The 15,030-nt window shown below is 66.3% G+C and carries 15 protein-coding genes; 4 read left to right on the forward strand and 11 right to left on the reverse strand.

From position 1 onward, the window contains the following. Positions 1-3: 3 nt before the first annotated feature. From K8U54_RS01195 to K8U54_RS01205, 3 genes are read right to left on the reverse strand one after another with little or no spacing between them, the layout of a single operon-like run. Complete coding sequence (locus K8U54_RS01195; protein ID WP_249908509.1) at positions 4-1,782, reverse strand: ABC transporter ATP-binding protein; 1,779 nt, start codon at positions 1,780-1,782, stop codon at positions 4-6. Beyond that, positions 1,775-2,407 (reverse strand): DsbA family protein, encoded by a 633-nt coding sequence (locus tag K8U54_RS01200; RefSeq protein ID WP_249908510.1) that lies wholly within the window; start codon positions 2,405-2,407, stop codon positions 1,775-1,777. Before K8U54_RS01200 ends, K8U54_RS01195 begins: the two co-directional genes overlap by 8 nt. Positions 2,408-2,410: 3 nt before the next feature. Further along, positions 2,411-3,352, reverse strand: coding sequence for a rhodanese-related sulfurtransferase (locus K8U54_RS01205; protein ID WP_249908511.1), 942 nt, complete (start codon positions 3,350-3,352; stop codon positions 2,411-2,413). A 269-nt stretch (positions 3,353-3,621) separates the two neighbouring features. Between K8U54_RS01205 and K8U54_RS01210 the strand changes: the two genes are divergently transcribed. Then, on the forward strand, positions 3,622-4,635 hold the full coding sequence (locus K8U54_RS01210) for a zinc-dependent alcohol dehydrogenase family protein (RefSeq protein ID WP_249908512.1): 1,014 nt from the start codon (positions 3,622-3,624) through the stop codon (positions 4,633-4,635). Between the two features lie 103 nt (positions 4,636-4,738). On the opposite strand, the gene K8U54_RS01215 is transcribed toward K8U54_RS01210, so the two are convergent. Together K8U54_RS01215 and K8U54_RS01220 are read right to left on the reverse strand one after the other, a co-directional pair. Further along, entirely contained in the window at positions 4,739-5,044 is a 306-nt protein-coding gene (locus K8U54_RS01215; RefSeq protein WP_249908513.1) for a BolA family protein, read from the reverse strand. Between the two features lie 52 nt (positions 5,045-5,096). Next, positions 5,097-5,597, reverse strand: a complete 501-nt coding sequence (locus tag K8U54_RS01220) for a DUF2059 domain-containing protein (protein WP_070887016.1) — start codon at positions 5,595-5,597, stop codon at positions 5,097-5,099. A gap of 249 nt (positions 5,598-5,846) precedes the next feature. Between K8U54_RS01220 and K8U54_RS01225 the strand changes: the two genes are divergently transcribed. Genes K8U54_RS01225 through K8U54_RS01235 form a run of 3 tightly spaced genes read left to right on the forward strand, consistent with a single transcriptional unit; the run spans position 5,847 to position 8,925 of the window. Next, positions 5,847-6,857, forward strand: coding sequence for a DUF2804 domain-containing protein (locus tag K8U54_RS01225; protein WP_249908514.1), 1,011 nt, complete (start codon positions 5,847-5,849; stop codon positions 6,855-6,857). Positions 6,858-6,917: 60 nt separating this feature from the next. Next, on the forward strand, positions 6,918-8,312 hold the full coding sequence (locus tag K8U54_RS01230) for a class II fumarate hydratase (RefSeq protein ID WP_249908515.1): 1,395 nt from the start codon (positions 6,918-6,920) through the stop codon (positions 8,310-8,312). Then, entirely contained in the window at positions 8,305-8,925 is a 621-nt protein-coding gene (locus K8U54_RS01235) for an NAD(P)H-dependent oxidoreductase (RefSeq protein ID WP_249908516.1), read from the forward strand. Before K8U54_RS01230 ends, K8U54_RS01235 begins: the two co-directional genes overlap by 8 nt. A 319-nt stretch (positions 8,926-9,244) precedes the next feature. On the opposite strand, the gene K8U54_RS01240 is transcribed toward K8U54_RS01235, so the two are convergent. From K8U54_RS01240 to pcaQ, 6 genes are all read right to left on the reverse strand, one after another. Further along, positions 9,245-10,186 carry an AEC family transporter gene (locus tag K8U54_RS01240; RefSeq protein ID WP_249908517.1) on the reverse strand — a complete coding sequence of 314 codons (942 nt, stop codon included), beginning with the start codon at positions 10,184-10,186 and terminating at the stop codon, positions 9,245-9,247. Positions 10,187-10,190: 4 nt separating this feature from the next. After that, entirely contained in the window at positions 10,191-11,318 is a 1,128-nt protein-coding gene (zapE, locus tag K8U54_RS01245) for a cell division protein ZapE (RefSeq protein ID WP_249908518.1), read from the reverse strand. Then, positions 11,308-11,916 (reverse strand): protocatechuate 3,4-dioxygenase subunit alpha, encoded by a 609-nt coding sequence (gene pcaG / locus K8U54_RS01250; protein ID WP_249908519.1) that lies wholly within the window; start codon positions 11,914-11,916, stop codon positions 11,308-11,310. Before pcaG ends, zapE begins: the two co-directional genes overlap by 11 nt. Positions 11,917-11,926: 10 nt before the next feature. After that, the gene (gene pcaH, locus K8U54_RS01255; protein ID WP_249908520.1) at positions 11,927-12,640 is read right to left on the reverse strand and encodes a protocatechuate 3,4-dioxygenase subunit beta; all 714 of its coding nucleotides are present in this window, start codon (positions 12,638-12,640) and stop codon (positions 11,927-11,929) included. A gap of 399 nt (positions 12,641-13,039) precedes the next feature. Further along, the gene (locus K8U54_RS01260) at positions 13,040-13,837 is read right to left on the reverse strand and encodes an SDR family NAD(P)-dependent oxidoreductase (protein WP_249908521.1); all 798 of its coding nucleotides are present in this window, start codon (positions 13,835-13,837) and stop codon (positions 13,040-13,042) included. Positions 13,838-13,988: 151 nt separating this feature from the next. Beyond that, on the reverse strand, positions 13,989-14,927 hold the full coding sequence (gene pcaQ, locus K8U54_RS01265) for a pca operon transcription factor PcaQ (protein ID WP_249908522.1): 939 nt from the start codon (positions 14,925-14,927) through the stop codon (positions 13,989-13,991). Positions 14,928-15,030 lie beyond the last annotated feature (103 nt).

Below are 15,030 nucleotides of genomic sequence, written 5' to 3' on the forward strand. Positions count from 1 at the left end.
GCCCTAGTGCTGCAGATTGCCGTAGAGCTTGGCGTACAGCCCGCCCTCGGCGATCAGCTGACGGTGGTCACCGTCTTCGGCGACGCTGCCGCCATCGAACACCAGCACCCGGTCGGCCTGTTTCACCGCGCTCAGCCGGTGGGCGATGATCAGCGTGGTGCGGCCGTTGAGGAACTGCCCCAGCGCCTGGTGCAGGGCGTATTCGGTGGCGGCGTCGAGGGCCGAGGTGGCCTCGTCGAGAATCACCACCCTGGGGTCGGCCAGCACCATCCGAGCGATGGCCAGGCGCTGGCGTTGGCCGCCGGACAGCCGCACGCCGGAGCGCCCGACCAGGGTATCCAGGCCTTGCGGCAACTGGCGAACCGTCTCTGCCAGCTGGGCGATGGTCAGGGCCTGCCAGCAGGCTTCGTCGCTGCGCTCACGGCCCATGCACAGGTTGGCGCGCACCGTGTCGTTGAACAGCGCCGGGTGCTGCAGCACCACCGCCACGTGCTCGCGAATGGCCGGCAGGCCGATCTCTTCCTGGCTGCTGCCGCCAAAGCGGATCACCCCGGCCTGGGGCGTATACAGCCCCAATAGAAGCTGCACCAGGGTGCTCTTGCCGCCGCCGCTGGCACCGACGACGGCGACCTTCTCGCCTGGCGCGATGGACAGGTCGAGGCCGGTCAGCACTGGCTCCTCGCCGTAGGAAAAGGTCAGGTCGCGGATTTCGATGCCGACGGTTTCACGGCCCTTGAACGGGTCGGCGCCACCGATGTAGTCCGGCTCGTCACGCCTTGCGAGCAACTCGTTGATGCGGGTCAGCGCCCCGCCGGCGGCATAGAAGGCGTATTGCAGGTTGAGCAACTGCTCGACGGGGCCGATCATGAACCACAGGTAGCTGAACACCGCGAGCATCTGGCCGATGGACAGGTCGGAAAACAGCACGGTGAGCATCGCCGCGGCGCGGAATACGTCGATGCCGAACTGGAACAGCAGGCCGCTGGCGCGGTTCGAGGCGTCGGTCTTCCACTGCGAGGCCACGGCGTAGTCGCGCACTTCCTTGGCACGCCCGCCGAGGCGACCGAGAAAGTAGCCCTGACGGTTGCCGGCACGCACTTCCTGGATCGAATCGAGGGTTTCGGTCAGCGCCTGGGTGAAGCGCGAGGTGCTGTCGTTCTCGAGCTTCTTAAGGTGCTTGACGCGCTTGCCCAACTGTACCGTGGCGTAGATCACCAGCGGGTTGAACAGCAGGATCAACAGCGCCAGCTTCCAGTGCATCCACAGCAGGATCGCCGAGGTGCCGGCCAGGGTCAGCACGCCGACCAGAAAACGGCTCAGGGTTTCGCCGATGAATTTGTCCAGGGTGTCGAGATCGGTGACCAGGTGGGTGGTCACCGTGCCGCCGCCGAGGCTTTCGTACTCGGCCAGGGAAATGCGCTTGAGCCGCTCGATCAGGCGGATGCGAATGCGGTAGACGATATCCTTGGCGAGCCGTGCGAACAGTCGCGCCTGCACCACGTTGAACAGCAGCGCCGCACCGCGTAGCAGAAAGGTCAGCCCGAGCATCAGCAGGATATAGCCCACCGCGCCCTGCCAGGCCGCGGGCAGGAAGTTGTCCATCACCTGCAGGGCGGTGTTGCCGTCGCCGAGCAGCACCTCGTCGACCAGCAGCGGCAGCAACAGGGGAATCGGCACGCTGCACAGGGTGGCCAGCACGGCGACCAGGTTGGCGAGGATCAACGCACGCTTGTGGCGCAGGGCCAGGCGACGGATTTCCGCCCAGCTCAGGCGATCAACCATCGACGGCGTGCTCCAGCCAGCGGCCGAGCAGTGGCGCCAGGGCATCGAGGGGCTGGTAGCCATTGGTGAGCAGTGCCAGGCGCCCGCCCTTCTCGGCCAGCAGGGTCGGGAAGCCGGCGATGCCGAGATCCTGCACCCAGGTGAAATCGGCCGCGGTGGCGCGGTGCTGGGCCTCGCTGTCGAAGGCCTCGGCGAATTCGATCCGCGGGATGCCGACGTCTTCGGCCAGCTGCACCAGGGTCGAGGCCAGGGTCACGTCAGCGCCCTGCTGGTAGAAGGCCTGCTGGATGCGCTGCGCCATGGGCCAGGCGCTCGCCGTGTCCAGGGTGCGCACGGTGACCACCGCGCGGCACGCCGCCTCGGTGTCGTAGCGCATGCCCAGGGGAATGCCGGCGTCGAAGTTGAACAGCTGGCCGGTGCTGGCGTTGACCGCCTGCCAGTAGCCCAGGTAACGCACCCGCGCCGCGGCGTCGATGGCCACCTGATCACGGCGCAAGCCGCCGAGCACCAGTTGCATGGGTACGCCGCGCTCGGCGGCCTGGGCGGCCAGCGCCTCGGCCACCGGGGCGAAGCCCCAGCACCAGGAACACATCGGGTCCATCACGTAGAGCAGGCGCGCATCCATGGCTCAGGCCTCGTTTTTCTGACGGGGGTTGTTGCCCAGAGGATGGGGCTGATTGCGCGCTTTCGCCAGTTCGATCTGCCGCTGACGCTCGCGGGCGCCCTCGCGGGTCTTCTCCGGCAGCGAATCCCAGCAGTGTGGGCAACTGACCCCGGGGCTGAACAATTCCGAGGCGCGGTCCTCGACCGATACCGGTGTGCGGCAGGCGTGGCACTGGTCGTAGTCACCTTCGGACAGGTCGTGACGCACCGTCACGCGGTTGTCGAACACGAAGCAGTCGCCCTGCCACTTGGTTTCTTCCTGGGGCACTTCCTCGAGGTATTTGAGGATGCCGCCCTTGAGGTGATAGACCTCCTCGAAGCCCTCGCTGAGCATGTAGCTGGAGGCCTTCTCGCAGCGGATGCCGCCGGTGCAGAACATCGCCACCTTCTTGTGCTTGCTCGGGTCGAAGTGCTCGCGGATATAGTCCGGGAATTCGCGAAAGGACTTGGTCCTGGGGTCGATGGCGCCTTCGAAGGTGCCGATGGACACCTCGTAGTCGTTGCGCGTGTCGATCAGCAGCACCTCGGGGTCGCTGATCAGCGCGTTCCAGTCCCTGGGCTCGACATAGGTGCCCACCCGCTGGTTGGGGTCGACGCCCGGCACGCCGAGGGTGACGATCTCCTTCTTCAGCTTGACCTTGGTGCGATAGAACGGCTGCTCGGCGCAATACGACTCCTTGTGGTCGACGTCGGCCAGGCGCGGGTCGAGTGCGAACCAGGCGAACAGCCCGTCGATGCCTTCGCGGCTACCGGAAACGGTGCCGTTGATGCCCTCTTCGGCGAGCAGCAGGGTGCCCTTGATGCCGTTGGCGAGCAGGGTGTCGAGCAAGGGTTGGCGCAGCGCCTCGTAGTCCGGCAGGGACACGAACTTGTAGAGCGCGGCGACGACGATGGTGGTGTCGGTCATTGCAGATGTCCTTCAGTAGTCGCCCTCGCAAAGGGCGGACTGGGTACGAAATGTAGGCCGTTTCGGCAAAGCAGCGCACTGCCCGGTGGCGTCGCCTGGGCATGGGTGAGGTGCAGTGGAGAAATGGGCCGTGCAGTTTACTGGTGTTGGCCGCCCAGGTGTAGTGCGCGCCGCCGGAACGCCCCGGGATGGGTACTGTCGAGAAAAGAGTGGCGGCCGCGCGTGCTGCCATCGATCAAGCCTATTGGCTGCCACAGGAGGAACCGCCCATGAAAGCCGTCGTCGTGCGTACACCCGCAGGCCTGAACAACATCGAAGTGGTCGATATCGCCGACCCCGGGCAACCCGGACCCGGCCAGATTCGCGTTGCCCTGCACGCCAGCTCGCTGAACTTCCACGACCTGCTGGTGGCCAATGGCAGCAGTCCCACCGCTGATGGCCGGGTGCTGATGGCCGACGGCGCCGGGGTGGTCGAGGCCGTGGGCGACGGGGTCGACGAATTCGAGGCAGGTGATCATGTGGTGTCGGGCTTCTTTCCGCAGTGGCCGGATGGCGACGCGGGCGCGCCGGTCAGCAATTTCGCCGGCACCCCGGGCGATGGCATCGACGGCTTCGCCGCCCAGTATGCGGTGCGCGCGGCCAGCGCTTTCACCCACGCACCGCGTGGCTGGAGCCATGCCGAGGCGGCGACCATCACCACGGCGGGGCTGACCGCCTGGCGGGCGCTGGTCGTCGATGGCGGGCTGAAGGCCGGTGACAGCGTGCTGGTGCTGGGCAGCGGCGGTGTGTCCATCGCCGCCCTGCAGATCGCCAGGATGATGGGCGCCTCGGTGATCGCCACCTCCTCGTCGGACGAGAAGCTCGAGCGCCTGCGCCAACTGGGCGCCGATCACACCATCAACTACCGGCAGACACCGGACTGGGGCAAGCGCGTGCTGGAGCTGACCGATGGCCGCGGCGTGGACCAGGTGGTCGAAGTGGGCGGCCCGGGCACCCTGGCGCAATCGATCACGGCGGTGCGCGTGGGCGGTCATATCGCCCTGATCGGCGTACTGACCGGGCGTCAGGGCGATGTGCCGACTGCCGTGCTGATGGCCAAGCAGGTACGCCTGCAGGGGCTGATCGTCGGCAGCCGTCGCCACCAGCAGGACTATGTCCGCGCGCTGGAACAGTCCGGCGTGCGCCCGATCCTCGATCAGAGCTTCCCGCTGGAAAGGCTGGCAGACGCCTTCCGCCTGCAGGAAAGCGGCCGCCATTTCGGCAAGATCGTGGTCGAGTGGTAAATGCTGCAACCTAGCCTGGGTTGAGCGAAGCGATACCCGGGACTGCCTAACTAGGGACGTTTACAGATGAGTGCCCCTGCGCAGAAGGCGGGGCACGCAGAAATCAAAGGTCGTGCTTACTGCCACCGCGGCAGGTTGGCGAATCCGGTGCAGCCCCTTGCAGGGCCCACTCCTGCGGCGTGTAGGTATGCAAGGCCAACGCATGCACCTGGCCCATCAGCTCGCCCAGCACGCCATAGACCTTCTGGTGGCGCTTGACGGCATTGAGGCCGTCGAACTGCGGGCTGACGATCACCGCCTTGTAATGGGTCTCCAGGCCACGGCTGTGCATGTGGCTTTCGTCCAGCACCTCGAGGTGCTCGGGTTGCAGGGCGGCAAAGGCGTTACGCAGCTGGTCGATCTTGGGCATTGCGGGCTCCGGGGAAAGGCCGTGGCCGGCACCAGGCCGGCCACGTCGGGTATCAGGGCTTCTTGGCGCCCAATTCGTTGCCCATGTCGCTGAGCAGCTTGTTGACCGCCGGCACGGCGCTTTCCAGCTTGGCCTGGGTGATCTGCGCGGACTGGGCGGTGAGCGCCGGCATCTGCTTGAGCACCTTCTGGCCCAGGGGCGACTGGTAGAAGGCGATCAGGTCCTTGAGCTCCTGCTCACTGAAGTTGCTGGTGTACAGCTTGACCATGTCCGGCTTGAGCTTGTCCCAGCCGACCGCCTTGTCCAGCTCGGCGTTGGCCTTGGCCTGGTAGCTTTCCAGCACGGCCTTCTTGCTCTCCGGCGCCTTGGTTTCGGCGAAGCGCTGGGCGAACATCTGCTGCACCTGGGCGTAAACCGGAACAGCCAGCTTGTCGGCGTTGGCGAGCTGCAGGAAGCGCTCGGCATCGGCGGCATGGCTGCGGGCATCGGCCAGCACCTGGGTGCTACCGACGGCCATCAGAGCGGCAATGCAAAGCGCGGGGATACGGGACATCGGGGTACTCCTGATCACGAGGGTGAGGTGCTTTGACCGACAGCGGCGCATTTTGTGCCCCGGCGCCGCACCTCTCAAGCCTTTTCGCACAAGGGAGTGCACCCGTTCTGCGCCTGCCGCCGGTCATCAATGGGTACGAAATGCCTACTGGCGCACCCTTGCAACGCAGTTCAAACTGCCAGTACTTGCCCGCCACGCCGCACAGTTGCATGCTCGACGGCTCTCTTCATGCACACATGGACGTGCCAGATGAACAGCCCCTTCGTTCCCTCACCGCCGATCCCGCTATGCGACGCCCGCGGGCGACTCAACCCCGAGGCCGTCGGCTGGTCGTCGCAGCCGCGGGTCGACTGCTCGCTGCCGGGCAACCTGGGGCGTCGCAAACGCTGGAACCACTGGAACATCTGCACCCCGGACTGGACGCTGTCGCTGATCCAGGCCGATCTCGACTACGTCGGTTATGGTGCCGCCTACTTTCTCGACCTGGGCAGCGGCCGCCATGTCGCCCTCAACCAGCTCAGCCTGCTCGCCCGCGGCTGCCACCTGCCGGACACGCCCCTGGGCGGCCACGCCTTCGAGCACCCGCGACTGCAGTTGCATTTCAACGAGTACCCCGGCCGCGTGCGGCTGACCGCCACCTCACCGAATATCGGCGGCCAGCCCCTGCACCTGGCCCTGGACATCCAGCGCCCCGCTCACCTGGAGTCGGTGAACCTGGTGGTGCCCTTCGGCAACCAGGGCTTTCATGCCACCTGCCGTCAGGTGGGCCTGCCCGTCACCGGCAGCGTGCACCTGGGTGCCAGGGACTATGAGTGCGCCAGTGGCCACAGCTTCGCCTCCATGGACTTCGGCCGCGGCGTCTGGCCGCTGTACAGCCAATGGACGCGCGCGGTGTTCGCGGCGCCCGGCGGCATCGGCGGCAACTTCGGCAGCGGCTGGACCGAGCACAGCGGGCTGACGGAAAACGCCCTGTGGTTCGGCGGCGCCTTGCTGCATCTGGAGCAGGCCGTGCAGATCAGCCAGACCCGCCAGGCGCACCTGGCGCCCTGGCAGCTGTGCACCGAGGACGGCCAGGTCGACCTCACCTTCACCCCGCGCCAGGCCCACGTCGCCAGACCGCGCCTCGGCCTGGGCCTGCTGTATGCCGACACCCATGAGTGGTTCGGCCAGTACGACGGCCTGCTGCGCAATGCCCTGGGAGAACGTGTGCCGGTACGCGCCGCACAGGGCTGGATCGGCACGAGCCAAACGCGCTGGTAGTTGGAACGTGTCGCCGCCGGCGCAGCCTAACGAGCTTGAACAGCGACGGAGAGTCCCGCAATGAGCCGCACCGAAACCGACAGCATCGGCCCCATCGAAGTCCCTGAAGAGGCCTACTGGGGCGCCCAGACCCAGCGTTCGCGGATCAACTTCGCGATTGGCGAGGAACGCATGCCGCTGGCGGTGGTGCACGCCCTGGCGCTGATCAAGAAGGCCGCTGCGCGTATCAACGACCGCATCGGCGACCTGCCCCAGGACATCGCCCGGCTGATCGAGCAGGCCGCCGACGAGGTGATCGCCGGCCAGCATGATGAACAGTTTCCCCTGGTGGTCTGGCAGACCGGCAGCGGCACCCAGAGCAACATGAACGTCAACGAGGTGATCGCCGGGCGCGCCAACGAGCTGGCCGGCAACCCCCGGGGCGGCAAGAGTCCGGTGCACCCCAACGACCACGTCAACCGGGCGCAGAGCTCCAACGACTGCTTCCCCACCGCCATGCACATCGCCGCCGCCGGCGCCGTGCAGCGCGACCTGCTGCCGGCCATCGCCGAGCTGTCCGAAGCCCTGGCCGACCAGGCCGCGCGCCACAACCGCCTGGTGAAGACCGGCCGCACCCACATGATGGATGCCACGCCCATCACCTTCGGCCAGGAGCTGTCGGCGTTCGTCGCCCAGCTGGAGCTGGCCCAGCAGGCGATTCGCGCCACCCTGCCGGCGGTCTGCGAACTGGCCCAGGGCGGCACGGCGGTGGGCACCGGCCTGAATTCGCCCCCCGGCTTCGGCGAGGCGATCGCCGCGGAACTGGCGGCCCTCAGCGGCCTGCCGCTGAAGAGCGCGCCGAACAAGTTCGCCGCCCTCGCCGGCCACGAGCCGCTGACCGCGCTGTCCGGCGCCCTGAAGACCCTTGCCGTGGCGCTGATGAAGATCGCCAACGACCTGCGCCTGCTCGGCTCCGGCCCACGCGGCGGCCTGGCCGAAGTGCGCCTGCCGGCCAACGAGCCGGGCAGCTCGATCATGCCCGGCAAGGTCAACCCGACCCAGTGCGAAGCCCTGTCGATGCTCGCCTGCCAGGTGATGGGCAATGACGTGACCATCGGTTTCGCGGCGAGCCAGGGCCATCTGCAGCTCAACGTCTACAAGCCGGTGATCATCCATAACGTGCTGCAATCGATCCGCCTGCTGGCCGATGGCTGCCGCAACTTCCGCGAGCATTGCGTGCTGGGCCTGGAACCCGACGCCCCGCGCATGGCCGAGCACCTGGAACGCGGCCTGATGCTGGTCACCGCGCTGAACCCCCATATCGGCTACGACAAGGCCGCGGAAATCGCCAAGAAGGCCTACAACGAGGGCACCACCCTGCGCGAGGCAGCGCTGGCGCTGGGCCATCTGACTGACGAGCAGTTCGACACCTGGGTGCGCCCGGAAACCATGCTGCAGGCCGGCCACCATGACTGACGGCGCCAAGAGCGGCGCCACCCCGCTGGAGGGTGACGGCAAGCGGATCCTGATGATCATCGGCTCGCCGAAAAGCGACAGCCTCTGCCATTCCCTGGCGGAGGCCTACGCCCTGGGCGCGCGCACCGAAGGCCATGTGGTGCGGCAGATGCGCCTGAGCGAGATGAGCTTCGATCCGGTGCTGCACGAAGGCTACAGCCAGAGCCAGACCCTGGAACCGGACCTGCTCGAAGCGCAGCGCCAGATCCACTGGGCCCAGCACCTGGTGTTCGTCTACCCGGTGTGGTGGGGCGGCCTGCCGGCCCAGCTCAAGGGCTTTTTCGACCGCGTGCTGCTGCCCGGCTTCGCCTTCAAGTACCGCAGCGACTCGCAGCGCTGGGACAAGCTGCTCAGCGGCCGCAGCGCGGACCTGCTGGTCACCCTCGATACGCCGCGCTGGTACTTTCACTGGATCTACGGCGCGCCGGCCCATCGTCAGATGAAACGTACCATCCTCGGCTTCTGCGGCATCAAAACGCGCCGCCTGGAGACGTTTTCGCCGGTGCGTCCCTCTTCGGAGAATCAGCGGCAGAACTGGATAAGGCGTGCCGAATTGCTCGGCAGTCGGGTTTGATCAGAATCTGTGCGCGATCTTCTTAGGCGACATTAACGAGGCTGCTAAAAGGCAGAATCGGACATCGTTGCTTTACCTGTGGGAACGGGCCGTGCCCGTGACTTTTTCGCGGGCATGGCCCGCTCCCACAGATAATCACCAGTCCATAGGGTAGATGATGCTTCACCTCCGCGGCCCCGCCCCATTCACTGGCCTGCAATTGCAACGGTGGATGAAAAGAGCGTCAGCTACGCGCCCCGATCCACCCTACGGCCCGAGCCATCCTACAGCGGGTTCGTACGCACGCCTTCACGGGCATGGCCCGCTCCCACAACCCCGTTCAGGACGTCCCCGCGCCGATAAACAGCAGCGCTAGGCTGATGGTGACGAACGACAGCACGGTGGCCACCAGCAGCGTCGCGCTGCAGCGGTCCTCGAGGCCGAAGCGCTGGCCGAGGATCGGGAAGATGCTCATCATCGGCGAGCAGGCGAACAGCACGCCCACCGCCATCATCACCGGGTCGACGCCCGGCACCAGCATGAAGGCGCAAAGCACTGCCAATGGGTGAAGGATCAGCTTGCCGCCCGAGATCCACGCCGCATCGAGCCACACGCCGCGGGCCTTCATGCCGAACAGGCCGGCGCCGATCACGAACAGCGCCAGGGGCGCCGACACCCCGGCGAGCATGTCGATGGGCTTGAACAGCAACGGGGGAATCTCGATGCCCAGCAGCGATACCCCCAGGCCGATGATGATGCCGACGATCACCGGGTTCTTCAGCAGTCGCCCGAAGGTCATGCCCAGCACCCTGAGCCCGCCGCCGCCCTGCTGCTTGCCCGCCTCGGCCAGTACCAGCGCCAGGGGAATCATCAGCAGGTTCTCGACCAGCATGCCCATGGCCATGCCCAGCACCGCCGGCGAACCGATGGCGGCCGCCACCAGCGGGTAGCCGACGAAACCGCTGTTGGAAACCGACATGCCCATGGCGTTGATGGCCGAGCCCGAGAGGTTGTCGCCGCGCAGCCAGCGCGACACGCCGAAGGCCAGGGTGAAGGCCGCCAGGGAGCCGAGCGCGTAGGCGATCAGGTAGCCGGGCATCAGGGTCTGCTGGATCGGCGAGGTGCCCAGGGTCCTGATCAGCAGCGCCGGCATGGCGAAGGTGATCACGAACGCGCCGATGCCCCGCACCTGCTCGCGGTTGAGCAGGCCGCCCATGGCCGCGAGGTAGCCGAGGCCGATCAGCAGGAAGATCGGTGCGGTGATCTGGAGGATGTGCAGCACGGGTTCAGCATTCCTTGTCGCAGATGGCGCGGGGCTCTCGGCCAGGGCCTTCGGTCACCAGTTCTCGTTTGTGCAATTGACCGAGGCGGCTGCGGGTTCGCACGAAATCCTGATGGGCGGAGCCGCGGCACAGGCGCTCGAGACTGAACTCGCTGCACAGCAGCAGCGTGGCGCCGGCATCGTAGGCGATATCCACCAGGTTGATGAAGCGCTGGCAGGCATCGGTGGGCTGCGAATCCAGGCTCGGCACCCCGGTCAGCGCCAGGCGCGGATAGCGCTGCAGCAGCCAGAGAAAATCCGCCGTGGAGTGGGCGCTGCCACACAGCTCGGCGAACTCCAGCCAGGCGCGACCGGGCGCCAGGGCCCGCACCTGCAGCGGATGGTGGTTGACGGTCAGGACCTGATCGCGCTGCGCCTGCTCATCCAGCGCCAGCCAGCGCTGCAGATAAGCCAGCCCGCCGGCCGACTGTGGCCACAGGTATTCGCCCCACTGCTGGGCGTTACCGGGCAATTCGCGGTAGTCGGTGCCGGCATCCAGGGCCAGCACCGTGAAACGCTTCTCGAGCATCTCGATGGCCGGAGTGAAGCGCTCGCGGTACAGCGGGTTGGGGCACAGCCCGGCGGGCGGATAGTTGGAGGTCATCACCAGACCGACGCCCTCCTCGACCAGCACGTCGAGCAACCGGCGCAAGAGCATGGCATCACCGATGTCATGCACGTGGAATTCGTCGAAGCACAGCAGGCGGATATCCTTGGCCAGCGCGCGGATCGCCAGTACCAGCGGGTCGGGCTGGCCGGCGAACGCCTGCATGCGCTGTTGCAACTCCTGCAAGAAGGCGTGGAAATGCACGCGGCGCTTGGCGGTGAACGGCGCCGCGGCGAAGAAGGCATCCATCACGAAGCTCTTGCCGCGCCCCACGCCACCCCACAGGTACACGCCGGCCGCCGGCTTGCGCAGCCAGCCACGGCGCCCGGCGCACCAGCCCTGCAGCCACTGCCCGAGCGTATCGATTGCTTGCTGTTGCTGACTGTCGGCATGAAAACCGCGGGCCTCGAGGGCCGCGGTGAAACCCTGGTGGATGCGCGCGTCGATCTGCTCGGCGGGCACATCTAGGTCACTGTCAGAAATCAAAAAACACCGTTTCGCCGTCCCCCTGAATGCGTATATCAAATCGGTAGGCCGGTTTGCCGTCAACCTCGCAGCGCCTGGCGATCAGGGTTTCGCGCCGCGACGGCTGCTCGATCAGGTTGAGCACCGGATCCTTGCCATTGGCCTCGGCTTCGTCTTCGAAATACAGGCGCGTATGCAGGTGGATATTGATGCCACGGGCGAACAGCGCGACGTTGATATGCGGCGCCATCGGCACACCGGCGGCGTTGTCGACCACACCGGGCTTGACGGTCTGAACCGTCCACTCGCTGCCGGCATCGAAGGTGGTGGCGGTACGGCCAAACCCGTTGAAGGGTTTGTCCAGATCGTATTCGGCATCGTAACGGCCCAGGTGATCGGCCTGCCAGAGTTCCAGAAAGGCGTCGCGGACCAGGTGGCCGTTGCCGTCGTAGACGTGACCGATCAGGGTGATGTGCTCGCCCGGCGCACCGGGCTTGGCCATCTGGTTCCAGATCTCCTGGTCGCGGGTCGGGTTGCCGGCGGCGGCCAGGGCCAGGCCGATATGCACGTAGGGGCCGGCGGTTTGCGAAGCGGTTTCGGGCAAGAGTTCGACAGGCATGGCGGGCTCCTCAGCAATTCTCGAAGTGGGTCTTGCGCTGGCCGCGCAGCACGATATCGAAGCGGTAGGCCAGGCAGTCCATGGGGTTGGCCATGCTCATGTCGAGCTTGGCGATCAGCGTCTGTACCGCGTCCGGGTTGGCGATCGACTTGACGATCGGGCACAGCGGGATCAGCGGATCCCCTTCGAAATACAGCTGAGTGATCAGTTTGGTGGCGATCGACGGGCCACTGATGGAGAAATGGATGTGCGCCGGGCGCCAGTCATTGGGGCCGTTGCGCCACGGGTACGGGCCTGGCTTGACGGTACGGAAGCTGTAGTTGCCTTCGCTGTCGGTCAGGGCGCGACCGACACCGCCAAAGTTCGGGTCCAGCGGAGCCAGGTAGCGGTCGTTCTTGTGGCGATAGCGGCCGCCGGCGTTGGCCTGCCACATTTCCACGAAAGTATGGGGGATCGGCTTGCCGTACTGATCCATCACCCGGCCGCACACCAGAATGCGCTCACCGATGGGCAGGCCGCCGTTGTTGAAATTGAGCAGCAGGTCGTTGTCGTGCCTGCCCATTTTCAAGCGGGTGAAATCCGGCCCGGTGGTTTCCGAAATCGATTGCGCAATGCTCACCAGCGCCTGGCGCGGTGAACGAGCGATGGAGGTCTTGTAATCGGGGGTGAAGGCTTTGGGGTGCCAATTGCGATCACGGATGACGAAACGGCTGTCCTCGGACATGGGACGCTCCTGGTTATTGAAATTGTGGAGTCGCCGGTCATTTGGCGCGCTTGCGCCGATGCAGGCTCTGCGGGCCATGATCAGATAAAGGGGGCAAGGCGCCTATTGAAAAAATATCGGCCATACATAACCAAAAGGTTATTGATGATCGGTATTCGAGATGACATCGCCGGGTGGCGAAACCGCCAGCCGAGGCGTGCTGATCGGCAGCTACTAGGCAGAAGCGGCCGCTCCCAGCGTAGGGTGGACAACGCTCTTTTTGTCCACCATTGCGATCGCAGAGCGGTGGACGGGTAAAGCGTCGTCCACCCTACGAAAGGCCACTTGCGCCACTCAACTGCCAAAATCGACGAAACAGCGCTCAAGATCATCAAAAGGTTGTAAGCGCTCGGGGTTGGTCTAGTTCTGCACGCTCTGCACCGAGCCACCATCGACGCGCAGGTTGCTGCCGTTGATAAACGAGGCGCGCGCCGATACCAGCAAGGCGATTGCCGCCGCCACCTCCTCGGGCTGGCCACGTCGCTGCTGGACGATGCCCGGACGCTCCTCCTTCAGGAAGCTCTCTACCGCTTCCTCGAAGCTCACGCCCATCTCGTCGGCGCGCTTTTTCATCATGCCGTCGGTCATGCCGGTTTCGATAAAGGCCGGCGCTACCGTATTGCACAGCACGCCATGGGCGGCTTCCTTGTACGACAGGTTCTTGATGAAGGCCGCCAGCGCGGCCTTGGCCACGTTGTAGACGGCTTCGTCCCAATAGGGCTGCACGGCGTTTTCCGAAGTGATGCAGACCAGCCGGCCCCAGCCGCGCCGACGCATGGCCGGCACGGTCGCGCGGGCGATACGCACGGCGGTGAAGAAGTCGGTGTCCCAGGCTTCCTGGTAGTCGGCGTCGGTCAGCGCCAACGGGTCGCCCTTGGCACCGGTCACGCCAGCGGTGTGCACCACGATATCGACTTGGCCAAAGCGTGCTTCGGCCTGGCGGACCAGGTCATCGACCTCGGCTTGCCGGGTCATGTCCGCGGCGATCAACAGCGGATCACCGGCCAGGCGGGCAGTGGATTGCTGCAAGGCGTCCTGCTCGCGGTCGGTCAGCACCAGCTTCACGCCCTCTTCCGCCAGCAGGCGCGCGGTCGCCAGACCGATGCCGCCCGCCGCCCCGGTGATCAGTGCCACACGGTCTTTCAAGCCCAGGTCCATCACGGTTCTCCTCTAGAACTACCAGCAGCGATGCGATGACGTGATCGCCCTTGGCCCGGTGGCAACGTGGGCGCAGCGAACGCCTGCCTACCGGGGTTCAAAGTGGAAAGCGAGACGGCAGCGGGAGTTCAGGTAATTACCGGGATCGCGCTCAGGCAGAGCAACCGAGGGCGGCGTTTCGCTCGCCGGCCAGTTCCCGCAATGTCTCGCAGCACCACTGCGCTGCCAGCGACAGGGGCAGCGTGGCGTTGCTGCAGATGCCCACGGACCCCCCGGGCTCGCGGATACCCAGGGCCAGCTCGGCCAGGTCGCCGTTCTGCAGGTCGAGGCGCACGGCATCGAGCGGTGCCACCCACACCGCGTCGCTCTGCTGCACGTAGCGGCGGCTGAGCGCCGGCGACAGGGTCTCCAGGCGCTGGCGTGGCTGGGGCACGCCGCATTGCACGAACAGGCTGTCGGCGTAACGGCGGATGGTGGTGCCAGCCAGCGGCAGCACCGCGGGGTAGTCGCCCAATTGGCTGAGACCGGCATCGCCCAGGGCCAGCAGCGGATGCCCGGGGCGCACCACCAGGCTCATCGACTCGCTGTACAGATGCTCGAAGGTCAGGCCCTGGATATCCGGGCTGTCGGTCATGCGCCCGACCACCAGGTCCAGTTCGCCGACACGCAGCTGCGCCAGCAGGTAGGCGCTGGGCCCGGTGGCGACGCTGACCACCAGGGCCGCATGACGCTGGTGCAGGCGCCGCACCACGTCGGGAATCAACAAGCTCTCCACGGTGGACAGCACGCCGACGCGCACCTGCCCGGCATCATGTTCGCCACTGCGCAGGCTGTTCACGCCGTCGCGCAGCGCCTGCACGCAAGGGCCGGCGTAGCGCATGAAGGCCAGCCCCGCCGAGGTCAGGCTGACGCCCGCCTTGCCGCGCTCGAACAGCGAGGCGTCGAGGATGGCCTCCAGCTCCTTGAGCGTCTTGGAGATGGCCGGCTGGCTGACGGCCAGGGCGTCGGCGGCCTTGGCGAAACTGCGCTGGCGGGCGATCTCGAGAAAGCAGGTGAGGTGGCGAAACTTGATGCGGGTGTCGAGGTTCATGGCCGGAACACGTTGATTGGGGCGCGGCCACAGTAGCAGAACCCCACGGCCGCTGCCGGCCCGCCGCGGGCCGTTCGCGATCTGCAACACCGTGCCCGTTTCA

It is taken from the genome of Pseudomonas fulva (assembly GCF_023517795.1).
GTDB lineage: Bacteria > Pseudomonadota > Gammaproteobacteria > Pseudomonadales > Pseudomonadaceae > Aquipseudomonas > Aquipseudomonas fulva_D.